We start from the raw sequence: 15,540 nt of genomic DNA on the forward strand, positions 1-15,540 counted from the left end.
GACACGGGCTGATGGCAGGCAGTAAAAAAAGGGCCTCTGGCCCTTTTTATTCAGCACAAAACCAGCGTACTTATCTGCTTTTCGCCTTTTCCAGCATCGCCTTCAGGTTAGCCACGCGGCTCTGCCCTGTCTGCATCCGTTCTTCGGCGCTCACGACCTTGCGCTCGCTTTCCCATTTTAAATCATCCTGCGGCAGTTCCAGCAGGAAACGGCTCGGCTCAGGACGGATCACCTCACCATACTGACGGCGCTCACGACATAAAGAAAACGTCAGCTCTTTACGCGCGCGGGTGATGCCCACGTAAGCCAGCCTGCGCTCCTCTTCCACGTTATTCTCATCAATACTGCTCTGATGCGGCAGCAAGCCTTCTTCCATGCCGACAAGATAGACGTAGGGAAATTCCAGCCCTTTCGAGGCGTGCAGCGTCATCAGCTGAACCTGATCTGCGTCTTCCTCGCTTTCCCCACGCTCCATCATGTCGCGCAGCGTAAAGCGTGTTACCACCTGAGTCAGCGTCATCGGCTCATCAATATCGCTGCCTTCCAGCATCTCCGTCATCCACTGGAACAGCGTGTTGACGTTCTTCATGCGCATTTCAGCCGCTTTGGGGCTGGCAGAGGTTTCAAACAGCCAGCTCTCATAATCAACGCCACGGATCAGGTCCCGTACTGCAGCCACCGGCTCACGCTCGGCCAGTTGAGCCACCTCCTGAAGCCAGAAGGTAAAACGCTGGAGAGATTCCAGGCCGCGACCGGAAAGCGTCTGGCCCAGCCCCATATCAAAACTGGCAGTGAACAGGCTTTTATTGCGCTGCATGGCCCACTCGCCCAGCTTCTGCAGTGTCGCGGGGCCAATCTCGCGCCTGGGAGTATTCACAATGCGCATAAAAGCGCTGTCATCATTAGGGTTGGTGAGAATACGCAGATAGGCCAGCAGATCCTTGATTTCCGGTCTGGAGAAGAACGAGGTTCCTCCGGAAATGCGATAAGGAATGCGGTTCTGCATCAGCATTTTTTCAAAAACCCGCGACTGGTGATTGCCACGATAAAGAATGGCGTAATCCTTGTACTGGGTCTTGTTAATAAAGTGATGGGCTATCAGCTCGCCAGTCACCCGCTCGGCTTCGTGATCCTCATGATTTGCCGTCACTACTTTCAGCTCAGCGCCGTAACCCAGTTCGGAAAAAAGCCGCTTCTCAAATACATGTGGGTTATTGGCAATCAGGATATTTGCCGCTTTCAGAATGCGCTCTGATGAGCGGTAATTCTGCTCAAGCTTGATCACCTGCAGAGCGGGGAAATCTTCTTTTAGCAGCACAAGATTTTGCGGCCGCGCGCCGCGCCAGGAGTAGATGGACTGATCGTCATCCCCTACCACGGTAAAGCGTGCACGAGAACCCACCAGCAGTTTCACCAGTTCGTACTGGCTGGTGTTGGTATCCTGATATTCATCCACCAGCAGGTAACGAATGCGCTGCTGCCACCGTTCCCGCACCTCCAGGTTGCGCTGGAAAAGCAGCGTTGGCAGCAGAATGAGGTCATCGAAGTCGAGCACGTTGCAGGACTTTAGGTGTTTGTCATACAGCCCGTAGCAATGAGCGAAGAGTTTATCTCTTTCCGACTGGGCGCCTGCTGCCGCACGGCCTGGATCCATCAGATCGTTTTTCCAGTTAGAGATCGTCGAAATCAGCTGTTGCAGCAGATTTTTATCGTTTTCCAGCCACTCTTCGGTCAGATCTTTCAGCAGCGCCAGCTGATCCTGGTCGTCAAACAGCGAGAAGTTGGATTTCATCCCCAGGGCAGCATATTCACGTTTAATGATCTCCAGCCCCAGCGTATGGAAGGTTGAAATCATTAAACCACGCGCTTCTTTGCGCCCCAACGTTTGCGCCACGCGCTCTTTCATCTCTCGTGAGGCTTTATTGGTAAAGGTTACCGCAGCAATATGCCTGGCCTGGTAACCGCATTCGCGGATCAGGTGCGCTATTTTATTGGTGATCACGCGCGTTTTGCCCGACCCCGCACCGGCCAGTACCAGACAGGGTCCGGTAACAAATTCGACGGCATGTTGTTGGCCAGGATTCAGACGCATAGGGAAGTCGCTCGATGAAATGACAGAAGGAAAGAGAAATTCAGCGTGGTAGTATAGCCAGCAGCATCCATACGACTCAAGGTACGATCATGGCAAAAACCGCAGCAGCACTCCATATCCTTGTAAAGGAAGAGAAACAGGCGCAGGAGATTCTGGCTCAGCTGGAACAGGGCGCAGATTTCGAGAAACTGGCTAAAAAGCACTCCACCTGCCCTTCGGGTAAGAAAGGCGGGCACTTAGGTGAATTCAAGCAGGGCGCAATGGTACCCGCTTTCGATAAAGTGGTGTTTTCATGCCCGCTTCTGGTGCCTTACGGCCCGCTGCATACCCAGTTCGGTTATCACGTGATTAAAGTGTTGTACCGCAACTAGCAGTAGTGCGCAGACGAAAAAAAAGAGCGGAATTCCGCTCTTTTTTATTTCATGCCGGACACGCCGTTATCAGCCTGCTACAGCGATACGCTTCATATCGGTCATGTAGCCACGCAGTTTACGGCCAACGGCTTCGATTGGGTGATGGCGAATCGCTTCATTGACGTCACGCAGCTGCGCGTTGTCGATGGCGGTTGAAGAAGCCTTTTCTTTGCCTAAATCGCCCGGCTGCAGGGTGGTCATAAACTCTTTCAGCAGCGGAACTGCCGCGTAAGAGAAGAGGTAGTTACCATATTCAGCCGTGTCGGAGATAACCACGTTCATCTCATACAGACGTTTACGGGCGATGGTGTTCGCAATCAGCGGCAACTCGTGCAGTGATTCGTAGTAAGCAGACTCTTCAATGATACCCGCAGCCACCATGGTTTCAAATGCCAGCTCAACGCCCGCCTTCACCATGGCGATCATCACTACGCCTTCATCGAAGTAATCCTGCTCGGCAATTTTACCTTCAAACTGCGGTGCCGTTTCGAAGGCGGTTTTACCGGTCTCTTCACGCCAGCCCAGCAGTTTTTTATCATCATTTGCCCAGTCAGCCATCATGCCGGAGGAGAATTCACCAGAGATGATGTCATCCATGTGCTTCTGGAACAGCGGCGCCATAATGGTTTTCAGCTGCTCAGAGAGCGCATACGCACGAACTTTCGCCGGATTAGAGAGGCGATCCATCATCAGAGTAATGCCGCCCTGCTTCAGCGCTTCGGTGATGGTTTCCCAGCCGAACTGGATCAGTTTCTCGGCATAAGCGGCGTCGGTCCCTTCCGCTACCAGCTTGTCGAAGCAGAGCAGGGAACCCGCCTGCAGCATGCCGCAGAGGATTGTCTGCTCGCCCATCAGGTCAGATTTCACTTCTGCCACGAAGGAAGACTCCAGCACGCCAGCACGATGACCACCGGTCGCCGCAGCCCAGGCTTTGGCAATCGCCATGCCTTCGCCTTTTGGATCGTTTTCCGGGTGAACCGCAATCAGCGTTGGCACGCCGAAGCCACGCTTGTACTCTTCACGCACTTCGGTGCCCGGACATTTCGGCGCAACCATGACCACGGTGATATCTTTACGAACCTGCTCGCCCACTTCAACGATGTTAAAGCCGTGAGAGTAACCCAGCGCTGCGCCCTCTTTCATCAGCGGCTGAACCGCCTGCACCACGGCGGAGTGCTGCTTGTCCGGCGTCAGGTTAACTACCAGATCGGCCTGCGGGATCAGCTCTTCATAAGTGCCTACTTTAAAACCATTTTCAGTGGCTTTACGCCATGAAGGGCGTTTTTCAGCAATCGCTTCCGCGCGCAGGGCATAAGCAATGTCCAGACCGGAGTCGCGCATGTTAAGCCCCTGGTTCAGGCCCTGAGCACCACAACCAACGATGACGACTTTTTTCCCTTTCAGGTAGCTTGCTTCGTCAGCAAATTCTTCACGTGACATGAAGCGACATTTACCTAATTGCGCCAGCTGATTGCGCAGGTTCAAAGTATTGAAATAGTTAGCCATGGAAACTCCGTATAGGGTTGGGTCGGTCTTTTATCTGGTGATGAGTCACAACGCTGCTCACCCTGAATAATCCCTATCATATGACAGGAAATGCATTGCTTAAATTGATATATTAACAACGTGATATTGCAAGAACTGCAACGCAAAAATGAGGCCTGTAGCGCATGGATTTACGTGACCTGAAACTGTTTCTTCACCTGGCCGAAAGCCGCCACTTCGGCCGCAGCGCGCGAGCAATGCATGTCAGCCCTTCCACGCTCTCACGCCAGATACAGCGCCTTGAAGAGGATCTGGGCCAGGCGTTATTCCTGCGTGACAACCGGACAGTCACGCTGACCGATGCCGGGGAACAGCTTCGCCAGTTCGCACAGCACACGCTTTTGCAATACCAGCAACTGCTCCATTCGATTGGCCAGAACGGCCCTTCGCTCAGCGGGGAGCTGCGCCTGTTCTGTTCGGTGACGGCGGCTTACAGCCATTTGCCGCCGATCCTTGACCGGTTTCGTGCTGAGCATCCGCTGGTTGAGATCAAACTGACCACAGGCGACGCGGCCGATGCAGTAGAAAAGGTCCAGAGCGCCGAAGCTGATATTGCCATTGCCGGCAGGCCGGAAACGCTCCCTGCCAGTATAGGTTTTACGCCGATTGGACTGATCCCGCTCGTCCTGATCGCCCCGGCTCTGCCTTGTCCCGTTCGCACCCAGGCTACCCAGCCGGAACCGGACTGGTCAGAGATCCCCTTTATCCTGCCGGATCAGGGGCCTGCCCGACAGCGCATCGATCTCTGGTTCCGCCGTCGGCGTATCCCTAATCCGCTGATTTACGCTACGGTGTCGGGTCATGAAGCGATTGTGTCGATGGTGGCGTTAGGTTGTGGCATTGCCCTGCTGCCGGATGTGGTGCTGGAGAACAGCCCGGAACCGATTCGCAACCGTATTCTTGAACTGGATAACGTGGAGATGGTCGCCCCGTTTGAGCTTGGCGTTTGTGTACAAAAAAAGCGGCTCAATGAGCCGCTTATCGATGCGTTCTGGTCACTAATGTAGCTAACCCGCGAGAAAGAAACTGAACGCCGGGTTATGGGTTTCGTCATGGAAATCGTAACCCAGCGCCTGCAGGTGCTCCTCAAACTGCGGTTCGCTCTCACTCAGCTCAAAGCCTGCCAGCACCCGGCCATAGTCGGTGCCGTGGCTGCGATAGTGGAACAGGGAAATGTTCCAGTGCGTGCCGAGCGTTTGCAGGAAGCGCAGCAGCGCACCCGGCGCTTCAGGGAACTCAAAGCTGAACAGGCGTTCACGCAGCGGCTTGGAAGGACGACCACCCACCATATAACGCACGTGCAGCTTGGCCATTTCATCATCGGAGAGGTCAACAACTTTATAACCGCCCTCATCCAGCAGCGACAGAATTTCGCCCCGCTCTTCCAGGCCACGCGTCAGACGCACACCGACAAAAATGCAGGCGTTATCAGCATTGGCGTAACGGTAGTTGAACTCGGTGACAGAACGGCCACCCAGCAGCTGACAAAATTTCAGGAAACTGCCTTTCTGCTCTGGAATAGTGACGGCCAGCAGCGCCTCTCGCTGTTCACCCAGCTCGCAGCGTTCAGACACGTAGCGTAAACCGTGGAAATTTACGTTCGCCCCTGAAAGCACGTGCGCCAGACGCTCTCCCTGAATCTGGTGCTGCTGAATATATTTTTTCATCCCGGCCAGCGCCAGCGCACCCGAAGGTTCTGCCACTGCCCGGACATCCTCAAACAGATCCTTCATCGCCGCACAGATAGCATCGCTGTCCACGGTGATGATGTCATCCAGATATTCCTGGCACAGGCGGAAGGTTTCGTTGCCGATGCGCTTCACCGCCACGCCTTCAGCAAACAGCCCGACGCGCGGCAGATCAACGGGATGCCCCGCATCCAGTGCCGCTTTCAGGCAGGCGGACTCTTCAGCTTCCACCGCGATCACTTTGATCTGCGGCATCAGCTGCTTGATCAGCACGGCAACGCCAGCTGCCAGGCCGCCACCGCCCACGGGAACAAATACCCGATCAAGATGGGCATCCTGCTGCAACAGCTCCATCGCCAGCGTGCCCTGCCCGGCGATCACCATCGGATGATCAAAAGGCGGCACAAAGGTGTAGCCTCTTAGCTCCGCCAGTTCGATCGCTTTGGCTTTGGCTTCATCGAAATTGGCACCAAAAAGGAAGGTCTCACCGCCAAATGCCCTGACCGCATCCACTTTAATATCGGCAGTCGCCACTGGCATCACGATCAGCGATTTAATGCCTAACCGCGTTGCTGAAAGCGCCACGCCCTGAGCATGATTACCAGCGGAAGCAGTAATCACTCCACGCGCTTTCTGCTCTTCATTCAGCGTTGAGATCATCGCGTAAGCGCCACGCAGCTTAAAGCTGTGCACCGGCTGGCGATCCTCACGCTTGACTAAAATGGTGTTGCCCAGACGGGAAGAGATCTTCTCCATCTTTTGCAACGGCGTAACCTGCGCCACTTCGTAGACTGGCGAGCGGAGAACCGCCCGCAGATACTCCGCGCCGCAAGGCTCGGCGGGTAGCGGTTGAGACTCAGCCATAATTGTCAGCCTCCCAGCTTGCTCTTGTCACGTACCGCACCTTTGTCTGCGCTGGTTGCCAGTAAGGCATAAGCACGCAGAGCATAAGAGACTTCACGTTCACGACCGTGTGGCGTGTAAGCCTCGCTACCACGGGCCTCTTCCTCTTCACGGCGGGCGTGCAGCTCATTGTCCGGCACCTCCAGCTTGATGCCGCGATTAGGGATATCGATGTCGATCATATCGCCATCTTTCACCAGCGCTATAGTGCCGCCGCTACCAGCTTCGGGTGAAACGTGGCCGATGGAAAGCCCGGAAGTCCCGCCCGAGAAGCGGCCATCGGTGATCAGCGCACAGCTTTTACCCAGCCCCATAGATTTCAGGTAGGTGGTTGGGTAAAGCATTTCCTGCATGCCTGGCCCGCCTTTAGGTCCTTCGTAACGGATAACCACCACATCACCGGCAACGACTTTGCCGCCCAGGATTGCGGCTACGGCATCGTCCTGGCTTTCGTAAACTTTGGCCGGACCACGGAAGGTATGGCTCTCTTTTTCCACGCCAGCGGTTTTAACAATGCAGCCATCTTCCGCCATGTTGCCGTACAGCACCGCCAGACCACCATCCTGACTGAAAGCGAATTCACGCGAGCGAATACAGCCTTCCTGACGGTCATCATCCAGCGTCTCCCAGCGGCAGTCCTGCGAGAAGGCCTGCGTGGTACGGATGCCCGCAGGGCCAGCCCGGAACATCTTTTTCACATCTTCATTTTTAGTCAGCATGATGTCGTACTGATCCAGCGTTTCCTGCAGGCTGAGACCCAGCACGTTACGAACGTCCTGATTCATCAGACCGGCACGGCTCAGTTCGCCCAGAATGCCGAATACGCCACCAGCGCGGTGTACGTCTTCCATATGATATTTCGGTGTGCTTGGCGCCACTTTACACAGGTGAGGCACCTTACGTGACAGGCGATCGATATCGGACATATTGAAGTCGATATCGCCTTCCAGCGCAGCAGCCAGCAGGTGCAGAACGGTATTCGTGGAACCCCCCATGGCGATATCCAGCGTCATGGCGTTCTCAAAAGCGGCTTTATTAGCGATGTTACGTGGCAGAGCCGTTTCATCATCCTGCTGGTAATAACGTTTAGTCAGTTCAACGATGCGCTTGCCAGCATTCAGGAACAGCTCTTTACGGTCTGCATGGGTAGCCAGCAGCGAGCCGTTGCCCGGTTGCGAAAGGCCCAGCGCTTCAGTCAGGCAGTTCATCGAGTTAGCGGTAAACATGCCAGAACAGGAGCCACAGGTGGGACAGGCTGAACGTTCAATCTGCTCGCTATCCGCATCGCTGACGTTAGGGTTTGCACCCTGAATCATCGCGTCAACCAGGTCCAGCTTAATGATTTTGTCGGAGAGCTTGGTTTTACCAGCTTCCATCGGGCCGCCGGAGACGAAAATCACCGGAATATTCAGGCGCAGGGACGCCATCAGCATTCCCGGTGTGATTTTGTCGCAGTTGGAGATGCAGACCATGGCATCAGCACAGTGGGCATTTACCATGTACTCGACGGAGTCTGCGATTAATTCACGCGACGGCAGGGAGTAAAGCATGCCGCCATGCCCCATCGCGATCCCATCATCCACCGCAATGGTGTTGAACTCTTTTGCCACGCCGCCGGAAGCTTCAATCTGCTCGGCAACCAGTTTCCCCATATCACGCAGGTGAACGTGGCCAGGGACAAACTGGGTAAAGGAGTTAACTACCGCAATGATTGGCTTGCCGAAATCGTCATCGGTCATTCCGGTTGCGCGCCATAAGGCACGGGCGCCGGCCATATTGCGGCCATGGGTGGTGGTTGCGGAACGTAACTTAGGCATGCTCATACTCCAGAATCAGATAGTGCGCGGGCGTTATACAACGCCCGCTCAGGTATTTTTTTATTATGGGTTAACTGAATCCAGCCAGCCCCATTTGTCTTCCGTTTCGCCGGTGAACAGGCCAAAGAACGCAGACTGAATACGTGCGGTAACCGGGCCACGCTTGCCTTCACCCACCTGAATACCGTCAACGCTACGGACAGGTGTGATTTCAGCAGCAGTACCCGACATAAAGACTTCATCAGCCAGATAGAGTGATTCGCGCGACAGCACCTGCTCGCGAACTTCAATACCCATATCTTTCGCCAGTTTGATGATGGCATCACGGGTGATCCCCGGCAGCGCAGAAGAGGTAAATGGTGGGGTAAACAGAATACCATCCTTCACCTCGAACAGGTTTTCACCCGCGCCTTCAGATATGTAACCCTGAGTATCCAGGGCGATACCTTCCTGATAGCCGTGACGACGTGCTTCGCTGCCTACCAACAGAGAGGAGAGGTAGTTGCCCCCCGCTTTCGCTGCGGTTGGGATAGTGTTTGGCGCTACGCGGTTCCAGGAGGAAACCATCGCATCAATACCCTGCTCCAGGGCTTCTGCACCAAGATAGGCGCCCCATGGGAAGGCAGCGATGATCACATCAGTGCTGAAACCTTCTGGTGGGTTAACGCCCAGGCCGACATCACCGACAAATACCAGCGGACGGATATAAGCGCTTTTGAGTTTATTCACGCGCAGAACTTCACGGCACGCTTCCATCAGTTCGTCGACGCTCTGGCTGACGGGGAAACGGTAAATCTTGGCAGAATCATGCAGGCGCTGCATGTGCTCACGATGGCGGAAGACTACCGGGCCTTTGTGCGAGTCGTAGCAGCGGACGCCTTCAAACACAGACGTACCGTAGTGCAGTGCATGGGACATCACGCTGACCTTCGCGTCTTCCCACTTAACCATCTCGCCATTGAACCAGATAAAGTCAGCTTTCTTCGTCATTCTTATTTCCTTTCGCGCTCAGGCGCGGATTTGTTGTGTTGTCTGTTGTTGGATCTGGACGTACGCGACATCCATCAGCTTGTTTAATTGTGTTGACAGTAAATCGACTGGACGCTGACTGGCAACGGTCATTTCAATATTAATATTGTCGGCGTTGCTTCCTGTCGCCATGTTCATGGCGCAGACCTGAAAACCGCGGTGACGCACGACACGCAATATACGCTCCAGTATTTCGGGTCTGAAACGGGCTTCGATAGACAATTGATGCTGCATCATGAGATTTTCTCCATCATATTTTCGTTGCTGGCACCCGGCGGCACCAGTGGCCAGACGTTCTCATGCTCGTCAATCGCGACATGGAGCATGTATGGCCCTTCACTTTGCAGCAAAGCGTCTAGTGCGGCGTCGACCTGATCTTTACGGGTAATGCGCTGGCCGGGAATATTGAAAGCGCTGGCCAGGGTGAGGAAATCGGGATTATCAGAGAGATTGGTTTCACTGTAGCGTTCGGAGAAGAACAACTGCTGCCACTGACGAACCATCCCCAAACGCTGGTTATCGATCAGCACAATTTTTACCGGCAACTGCTTGCGTTTAAGGGTTCCCAGCTCCTGCACGTTCATCATGAAGGAGCCGTCGCCCGAGACGCAAATCACCGTATCTTCAGGGCGGGCAACCTGTGCACCCACTGCGGCTGGCAGACCAAAGCCCATCGTGCCTAATCCGCTGGAGGTGATGAAGTTTTCCGGGCGGTTAAAGCTCATATGCTGGGCGGCCCACATCTGGTGCTGACCGACATCTGTGGTGACAACTGCGCTGGCTGGCTTACGATCCGATAACTGTTTCAGGAACAGCGGCGCGAAAATAGCTTCGCCGGGATGGTCATAACGCCAGCCATTTTCCGCTTTCAGCTGCTGGACGTGCTGACGCCAGGCAGCGATCTCTACCGGCTGATACAAATCAGGCAGCATTTTATTTAAATCGCCACGCAGCGCAACGTGTGCCTGACGCAGCTTATTCATTTCAGCCGGGTCGATATCCATGTGAATAACGCTGGCTTCAGGGGCAAAGGTATTCAGTTTTCCGGTAACACGGTCATCAAAGCGGGCCCCTACAGCAATCAGCAGGTCGCACTGTTGGACAGCATAGTTTGCGGCTTTAGTGCCATGCATGCCCAACATGCCCAGATAACAGGGATCTTGTTCATCCGGCGTGCCCAGACCTTTAAGAGTTGCCACACAGGGAATACCGGTCTCTTTAGCGAACGCTCGCAGCGCTTCAACCGCACCCGCCATTCCCACGCCGCCGCCGACATACAGAATCGGCTTTTTCGCCTGAGCCAGCAGCGCACGTGCCTGCTGCAACGCCTGATGGGGATGGTCAGCTTCGGCTTCTACCGGCATCAGATGCGCCGTGAATTCGCCAACAGCTAACTGGATATCTTTAGGAATATCGATCAGTACCGGGCCGGGGCGGCCAGACTGAGCAATGGCAAAAGCTTCAGCCATCACTTCCGGAAGTTCCTCCAGCGTTTCGACCAGAAAGCTATGCTTGGTACAGGAGAGAGACATCCCCAGTACATCAATTTCCTGAAATGCATCCGTCCCGATAAATGCAGAAGAGACCTGGCCGGTGATAGCAACAACCGGAACGGAGTCCATCATAGCATCAGCCAGGCCAGTGATCAGGTTGGTGGCGCCGGGACCAGAGGTAGCAATGCAAACGCCCACTTTCCCGGTAGAACGTGCGTAGCCAATGGCGGCCATTGCTGCGCCCTGCTCATGGCGGCAGAGTAGGTGTTCGACGCCTCCGTCATAGAGCGCATCATAGACAGGCATGATCGCCCCACCCGGATAGCCGAAAACAGTCTCGACACCCTGCGCACGCAACGCCTGAACCACCCACTGAGCACCATTCATAGTTATTTCCCCGCCTTCAGCCTGGAACAACAGCATTTTATTCTACTGTTCATCTTCTGTTCCTCTGTCGTTGATAACCTGCCAAAAAAAAACCCCCGGACCTTTCGGTGCGGGGGTTCTTCTGAAATCAGGCTTGATTTTTAAGCCTTTCTTTCTCCGAGCGTAGCCCCGCACGGCGTGATAATAATCACGACGACGTTAAGGAGGACCAGGCTAATGACTCGTAGAAGGGCTTTCATTTGTATTCGGTATATTCGCTAATTCGAAGTAATGCCTACAGAGTTATCACAGTTAGCGAGACGAATTCAACTTTTTTCGCCATTTAATTTTATCGCTGACTTTGAAAAAAGCATAAAAATAAAGGTTATTCAGTCAATAAGACAAATAGTGAAAAATATTCATTACGTCCTTTCCGTAACAAATAGTGGGCAAAAAAAGCGCGTCTCATTACAGGAACAGGAACAGGAACAGGAACAGGAACAGGAACAGGAACAGGAACAGGAACAGGAACAGGAACAGGAACAGGAACAGGGATCTTACCTTTTAGATAAATCTTGTAGTTCTGGCGCAAAAGTATGCGGGCTGGCTCGGCAGAACCACTATCTCTTCTGGCAAATAACTAGCGGAGGGAAGAGGCTGGAGTAAATAAGGAGGATTTATGTCGCTATCTGTCGCCTATACCCGGGCCGCTATCGGAATTACAGCGCCCCTGGTATCTGTTGAAGTCCATCTTAGTAACGGACTGCCCGCGCTTTCACTGGTAGGACTCCCAGAAACCACCGTCAAAGAGGCACGCGATCGGGTGCGCAGTGCGATCATTAATTGTGGTTTCACCTTTCCGGCAAAGCGGATTACCGTCAATCTTGCTCCAGCCGATCTGCCTAAAGAGGGCGGCAGATACGATCTCCCTATCGCGATAGCCATTCTGGCGGCCTCAGAGCAGATCTCTGCAGACAAACTGGCACAGTTTGAATTCCTGGGTGAGCTAGCTTTAACAGGCGCTCTGCGGGGCGTTCAGGGGGCAATCCCTGCTGCGTTGGCAGCCACTCAGGCGCAGCGACAATTAATCCTCTCTATGGATAATCTGGACGAAGTCGGCCTGATCCAAAATGGTAAGAGCTTGCTCAGTAATCATCTGCTGGATATTTGCCACTTTTTAGCGGGGGAGATCGAGCTTCAAGTCGCCCGTTGTGATCGCTCTGCGGCTCCCTGGCTGGGTGGAGATCTGGATGAGATTGTTGGACAGCAGCAGGCAAAACGGGCATTAGAGATTTGTGCCGCAGGAGGCCATAACCTTCTGCTTGCAGGCCCCCCAGGCACAGGGAAAACCATGCTGGCCACCCGGCTCAATGGCTTGATGCCGCCATTGAGCGATAAAGAGGCCCTGGAGAGCGCGGCCATTGCCAGCCTGGTCAGTAGCGGCATGATGCATCAACAATGGCGTCAGCGGCCTTTCCGGGCGCCTCATCACACTGCATCACGTTATGCTCTGGTTGGCGGCGGCGCTATACCAAAACCCGGCGAAATCTCTCTGGCTCACAACGGCGTGCTGTTTCTGGATGAATTACCAGAATTTGATCGCAAAACGTTGGAGGCACTCAGGGAGCCGCTGGAATCGGGAGAAATTTCCCTTTCACGTGCGCGGGCCAGGGTAACCTATCCCGCCCGCTTTCAGTTGATAGCCGCAATGAACCCCAGTCCGACAGGTCATTACCAGGGCACACATAATCGCAGCACCCCACAACAGACCCTTCGCTATCTTAATAAGCTTTCCGGCCCCTTTCTGGACAGGTTTGACTTATCCCTTGAGGTCCCTCTCCTTCCTGCCGGCTCGCTGAGCCAACAAAGTAAAGCCTGCGAGAGCAGCCAAACCGTCCGGGAAAGAGTGCTGGCAGCCCGTTTGCGCCAGATTAACCGCGCCGACAAAATCAATACATTGCTAACGCCTAAGGAGATCCAGCGTGACTGTAAGATAAGTATTAAGGATGCGGAGTGGCTGGAGGAGGTGCTTAACCAATTGGGATTATCTGTGAGGGCCTGGCAACGCATTCTTAAAGTTGCCCGAACGATTGCGGATCTGGCACAGCAAGAAGATATCGGGCGCGCGCATCTGCATGAAGCGTTAAGTTATCGAGGGATCGACAGATTGCTCATTCACCTGCAAAAGAGCCTGGAATAGAAAAAGGGGCGGTGGCCCCTTTTTTCTTAATCATCGCTATCCGTATAGTCTTCAACACCTTCCATCTGTGGCTTGCCACCAGAAAGAGTATGAAAACGCTTTGGACGTTTGATACGTGTCATATACTTTGACCAGACCCGTTCTGCTTCACTCTGTGGTTCGCGAATACCGCGACACACTTCAATGAACAGACGCTCTTCTTCCGTCACAGGCTCACGCTTTGCCAGATCCAGCTCATTAAAAGCGTAACCATAACGCTCAAGAAGTTGGGCTTCTTTGATGGTGAAATCACCGTGACGCGAGAATCCGCGAGGGTAATGTTTGTTATCAAAAAAACGATTCGTTGTTGCGAAGCTTTCCGCCATTTTACACGCTCCTGACTCTTTTATGGCCGTGCTATTTATGGCGCGGAGTATTAGATAGGCTTGACAGAGTGTAAAACAAAACATTTAAATCATAACGACAAATGTTTTTTAGGAGATGGATGTGGATACGGAATTATTGAAGACCTTTCTGGAAGTGAGCAGAACCCGCCACTTTGGACGTGCCGCTGAAGCGCTCTATCTCACTCAATCTGCCGTTAGTTTTCGCATCAGGCAGCTTGAAAATCAGTTGGGAGTGAACCTTTTTACCCGTCATCGTAACAACATACGGCTGACCTCCGCCGGTGAACGCCTGTTGCCTTACGCCGAGAGCCTGATGAGTACGTGGATAATGGCAAAAAAGGAGGTCTCACATACTCAGCAGCATCATGAGCTCTCTATTGGAGCCAGTGCATCGCTGTGGGAGGCTTATCTTACGCCGTGGCTTCAGACGCTCTATGAGAACCGGGAAAGCCTGCACCTTGAGGCTCGCGTTGCTCAGCGTCACTTATTAGTTAAGCAGCTTCATGAGCGTCAGTTGGATCTACTGATCACGACTGAGGCACCAAAGATGGATGAATTGACCAGTGAGCAAATCGGGCATATCTCGCTAACGCTGTACCGGTCGAGAAAATCGGATAAACGCGAGAAATATGACTACATTAAGCTGGAATGGGGCGCAGATTTTCATCAGCATGAAAGTTATCTGGCTGGTGCCGATGATGTACCCGTGCTGACCACAACTTCCGCTCATTTAACCCGACAGCTGCTTCATACCACTGGCGCTTGCGCCTTTTTACCGGATATCTGGCATAGCGAATACCCGGATCTTACCATCATTCCCGATACGCCGGTGGCGGTTAGGCCGCTATATGCCGTGTGGTTACAGAACAGCGATCAGCAAGCGCATATCCGTCAGCTGCTCAAGTTCCCGGTGAATATGCCGTAAATTGACCACAATAATCATCTGTAACGGCCATTTAGCGGCCGTTATTCGTTTATTTTACAGCCATTATTTAGCAATTTCGGGTCAGAGATCGACGTTTCAGGAGAGAAGTCCAGAGTAGTAATGAGCGAACGCTCATTAATTCTGCGCCCGGAGTCCGGAAGAGGATTTTATTGAGGACAAAAAAAATCCTTTGCCGAAGCAAAGGATTATTTTTATTTTGGCAGGGGCGGAGAGACTCGAACTCCCAACACCCGGTTTTGGAGACCGGTGCTCTACCAATTGAACTACGCCCCTAAAAGGGTGGCGGAACGGACGGGGCTCGAACCCGCGACCCCCTGCGTGACAGGCAGGTATTCTAACCAACTGAACTACCGCTCCACCGATTCTGTACTGATTTCAGAAAAACGCTTCTGATTTCAGGTGTTTCGCCCTTTCCGCGTCACCGGAAGGTCATGATCCCGCAGGATCTTATTTAATGCCTGGCAGTTGATGAACTCACGTTCACCCCACGGGCCGTTGCGCCGCAACGTTCAGGCTGCGCCTGTCCTACTCTCTGAGAGTAGTGAACTGCTCCGTTATACCAGTTTACTGCTTTTAAATTAATGCCTGGCAGTTCCCTACTCTCGCATGGGGAGACCCCACACTACCATCGGCGCTACGGCGTTTCACTTCTGAGTTCGGCA

General features: G+C 53.6%; 14 protein-coding genes and 2 tRNA genes. 5 read left to right on the forward strand and 11 right to left on the reverse strand.

The genetic code is table 11. The annotated features are described in order from the left end of the window. Nucleotides 1–70: 70 nt before the first annotated feature. Nucleotides 71–2,092, reverse strand: coding sequence for a DNA helicase Rep (gene rep / locus SD961_RS20405; RefSeq protein WP_318792159.1), 2,022 nt, complete (start codon nt 2,090–2,092; stop codon nt 71–73). 89 nt (nt 2,093–2,181) lie between these two features. Between rep and ppiC the strand changes: the two genes are divergently transcribed. Then, nucleotides 2,182–2,463, forward strand: a complete 282-nt coding sequence (gene ppiC / locus SD961_RS20410; protein ID WP_306208930.1) for a peptidylprolyl isomerase PpiC — start codon at nt 2,182–2,184, stop codon at nt 2,461–2,463. Nucleotides 2,464–2,532: 69 nt separating this feature from the next. Here ppiC and ilvC read toward each other — a convergent pair whose 3' ends face one another. After that, the gene (ilvC, locus tag SD961_RS20415) at nt 2,533–4,011 is read right to left on the reverse strand and encodes a ketol-acid reductoisomerase (RefSeq protein WP_318792160.1); all 1,479 of its coding nucleotides are present in this window, start codon (nt 4,009–4,011) and stop codon (nt 2,533–2,535) included. A 164-nt stretch (nt 4,012–4,175) separates the two neighbouring features. Here ilvC and ilvY point away from each other — a divergent pair, with 164 nt between their 5' ends. Then, nucleotides 4,176–5,057, forward strand: a complete 882-nt coding sequence (ilvY, locus tag SD961_RS20420; protein ID WP_306208932.1) for an HTH-type transcriptional activator IlvY — start codon at nt 4,176–4,178, stop codon at nt 5,055–5,057. Here ilvY and ilvA read toward each other — a convergent pair whose 3' ends face one another. From ilvA to ilvL, 6 genes are all read right to left on the reverse strand, one after another. Next, on the reverse strand, nt 5,058–6,605 hold the full coding sequence (gene ilvA, locus SD961_RS20425; RefSeq protein WP_318792167.1) for a threonine ammonia-lyase, biosynthetic: 1,548 nt from the start codon (nt 6,603–6,605) through the stop codon (nt 5,058–5,060). Nucleotides 6,606–6,607: 2 nt separating this feature from the next. Beyond that, nucleotides 6,608–8,458 (reverse strand): dihydroxy-acid dehydratase, encoded by a 1,851-nt coding sequence (ilvD, locus tag SD961_RS20430; protein ID WP_318792161.1) that lies wholly within the window; start codon nt 8,456–8,458, stop codon nt 6,608–6,610. A gap of 63 nt (nt 8,459–8,521) precedes the next feature. Continuing rightward, nucleotides 8,522–9,448, reverse strand: coding sequence for a branched-chain amino acid transaminase (locus tag SD961_RS20435; protein WP_306208934.1), 927 nt, complete (start codon nt 9,446–9,448; stop codon nt 8,522–8,524). Between the two features lie 18 nt (nt 9,449–9,466). Continuing rightward, nucleotides 9,467–9,724, reverse strand: coding sequence for an acetolactate synthase 2 small subunit (ilvM, locus tag SD961_RS20440; RefSeq protein WP_306208935.1), 258 nt, complete (start codon nt 9,722–9,724; stop codon nt 9,467–9,469). Beyond that, nucleotides 9,721–11,367 (reverse strand): acetolactate synthase 2 catalytic subunit, encoded by a 1,647-nt coding sequence (gene ilvG, locus SD961_RS20445; RefSeq protein WP_318792162.1) that lies wholly within the window; start codon nt 11,365–11,367, stop codon nt 9,721–9,723. Before ilvG ends, ilvM begins: the two co-directional genes overlap by 4 nt. Before the next feature lie 140 nt (nt 11,368–11,507). Next, the gene (gene ilvL / locus SD961_RS20450) at nt 11,508–11,606 is read right to left on the reverse strand and encodes an ilv operon leader peptide (protein WP_318792163.1); all 99 of its coding nucleotides are present in this window, start codon (nt 11,604–11,606) and stop codon (nt 11,508–11,510) included. A gap of 31 nt (nt 11,607–11,637) precedes the next feature. On the opposite strand from ilvL, the gene SD961_RS20455 reads away from it, so the two are divergent. After that, on the forward strand, nt 11,638–12,012 hold the full coding sequence (locus tag SD961_RS20455; protein WP_318792164.1) for a hypothetical protein: 375 nt from the start codon (nt 11,638–11,640) through the stop codon (nt 12,010–12,012). 13 nt (nt 12,013–12,025) lie between these two features. Next, nucleotides 12,026–13,546, forward strand: a complete 1,521-nt coding sequence (locus tag SD961_RS20460) for a YifB family Mg chelatase-like AAA ATPase (RefSeq protein ID WP_318792165.1) — start codon at nt 12,026–12,028, stop codon at nt 13,544–13,546. 26 nt (nt 13,547–13,572) lie between these two features. On the opposite strand, the gene SD961_RS20465 is transcribed toward SD961_RS20460, so the two are convergent. After that, nucleotides 13,573–13,911: a DUF413 domain-containing protein gene (locus tag SD961_RS20465; protein ID WP_306208939.1), complete on the reverse strand. Its 339-nt coding sequence runs from the start codon at nt 13,909–13,911 to the stop codon at nt 13,573–13,575. A 121-nt stretch (nt 13,912–14,032) separates the two neighbouring features. Here SD961_RS20465 and hdfR point away from each other — a divergent pair, with 121 nt between their 5' ends. Then, nucleotides 14,033–14,857 (forward strand): HTH-type transcriptional regulator HdfR, encoded by an 825-nt coding sequence (gene hdfR / locus SD961_RS20470; protein WP_318792166.1) that lies wholly within the window; start codon nt 14,033–14,035, stop codon nt 14,855–14,857. 218 nt (nt 14,858–15,075) lie between these two features. Here the strand turns inward: hdfR and SD961_RS20475 are convergent. Both SD961_RS20475 and SD961_RS20480 read right to left on the reverse strand, forming a co-directional pair. Beyond that, nucleotides 15,076–15,151: transfer RNA gene (locus tag SD961_RS20475), tRNA-Trp, on the reverse strand. Between the two features lie 7 nt (nt 15,152–15,158). Next, a tRNA-Asp gene (locus tag SD961_RS20480) sits at nt 15,159–15,235 on the reverse strand. Between the last annotated feature and the right edge of the window lie 305 nt (nt 15,236–15,540).

The organism is Erwinia sp. MMLR14_017 (assembly GCF_033657285.1).
In the GTDB taxonomy this organism is placed as follows: Bacteria; Pseudomonadota; Gammaproteobacteria; order Enterobacterales; family Enterobacteriaceae; genus Erwinia.

Bases quoted from the DNA above. Each gene is read 5' to 3' on its own strand.
- rep (WP_318792159.1), bottom strand. From the start codon at position 2,092: ATGCGTCTGAATCCTGGCCAACAACATGCCGTCGAATTTGTTACCGGA.
- ppiC (WP_306208930.1), top strand. From the start codon at position 2,182: ATGGCAAAAACCGCAGCAGCACTCCATATCCTTGTAAAGGAAGAGAAA.
- ilvC (WP_318792160.1), bottom strand. From the start codon at position 4,011: ATGGCTAACTATTTCAATACTTTGAACCTGCGCAATCAGCTGGCGCAA.
- ilvY (WP_306208932.1), top strand. From the start codon at position 4,176: ATGGATTTACGTGACCTGAAACTGTTTCTTCACCTGGCCGAAAGCCGC.
- ilvD (WP_318792161.1), bottom strand. From the start codon at position 8,458: ATGCCTAAGTTACGTTCCGCAACCACCACCCATGGCCGCAATATGGCC.
- SD961_RS20435 (WP_306208934.1), bottom strand. From the start codon at position 9,448: ATGACGAAGAAAGCTGACTTTATCTGGTTCAATGGCGAGATGGTTAAG.
- ilvM (WP_306208935.1), bottom strand. From the start codon at position 9,724: ATGATGCAGCATCAATTGTCTATCGAAGCCCGTTTCAGACCCGAAATA.
- ilvG (WP_318792162.1), bottom strand. From the start codon at position 11,367: ATGAATGGTGCTCAGTGGGTGGTTCAGGCGTTGCGTGCGCAGGGTGTC.
- ilvL (WP_318792163.1), bottom strand. From the start codon at position 11,606: ATGAAAGCCCTTCTACGAGTCATTAGCCTGGTCCTCCTTAACGTCGTC.
- SD961_RS20455 (WP_318792164.1), top strand. From the start codon at position 11,638: ATGCCTACAGAGTTATCACAGTTAGCGAGACGAATTCAACTTTTTTCG.
- SD961_RS20460 (WP_318792165.1), top strand. From the start codon at position 12,026: ATGTCGCTATCTGTCGCCTATACCCGGGCCGCTATCGGAATTACAGCG.
- SD961_RS20465 (WP_306208939.1), bottom strand. From the start codon at position 13,911: ATGGCGGAAAGCTTCGCAACAACGAATCGTTTTTTTGATAACAAACAT.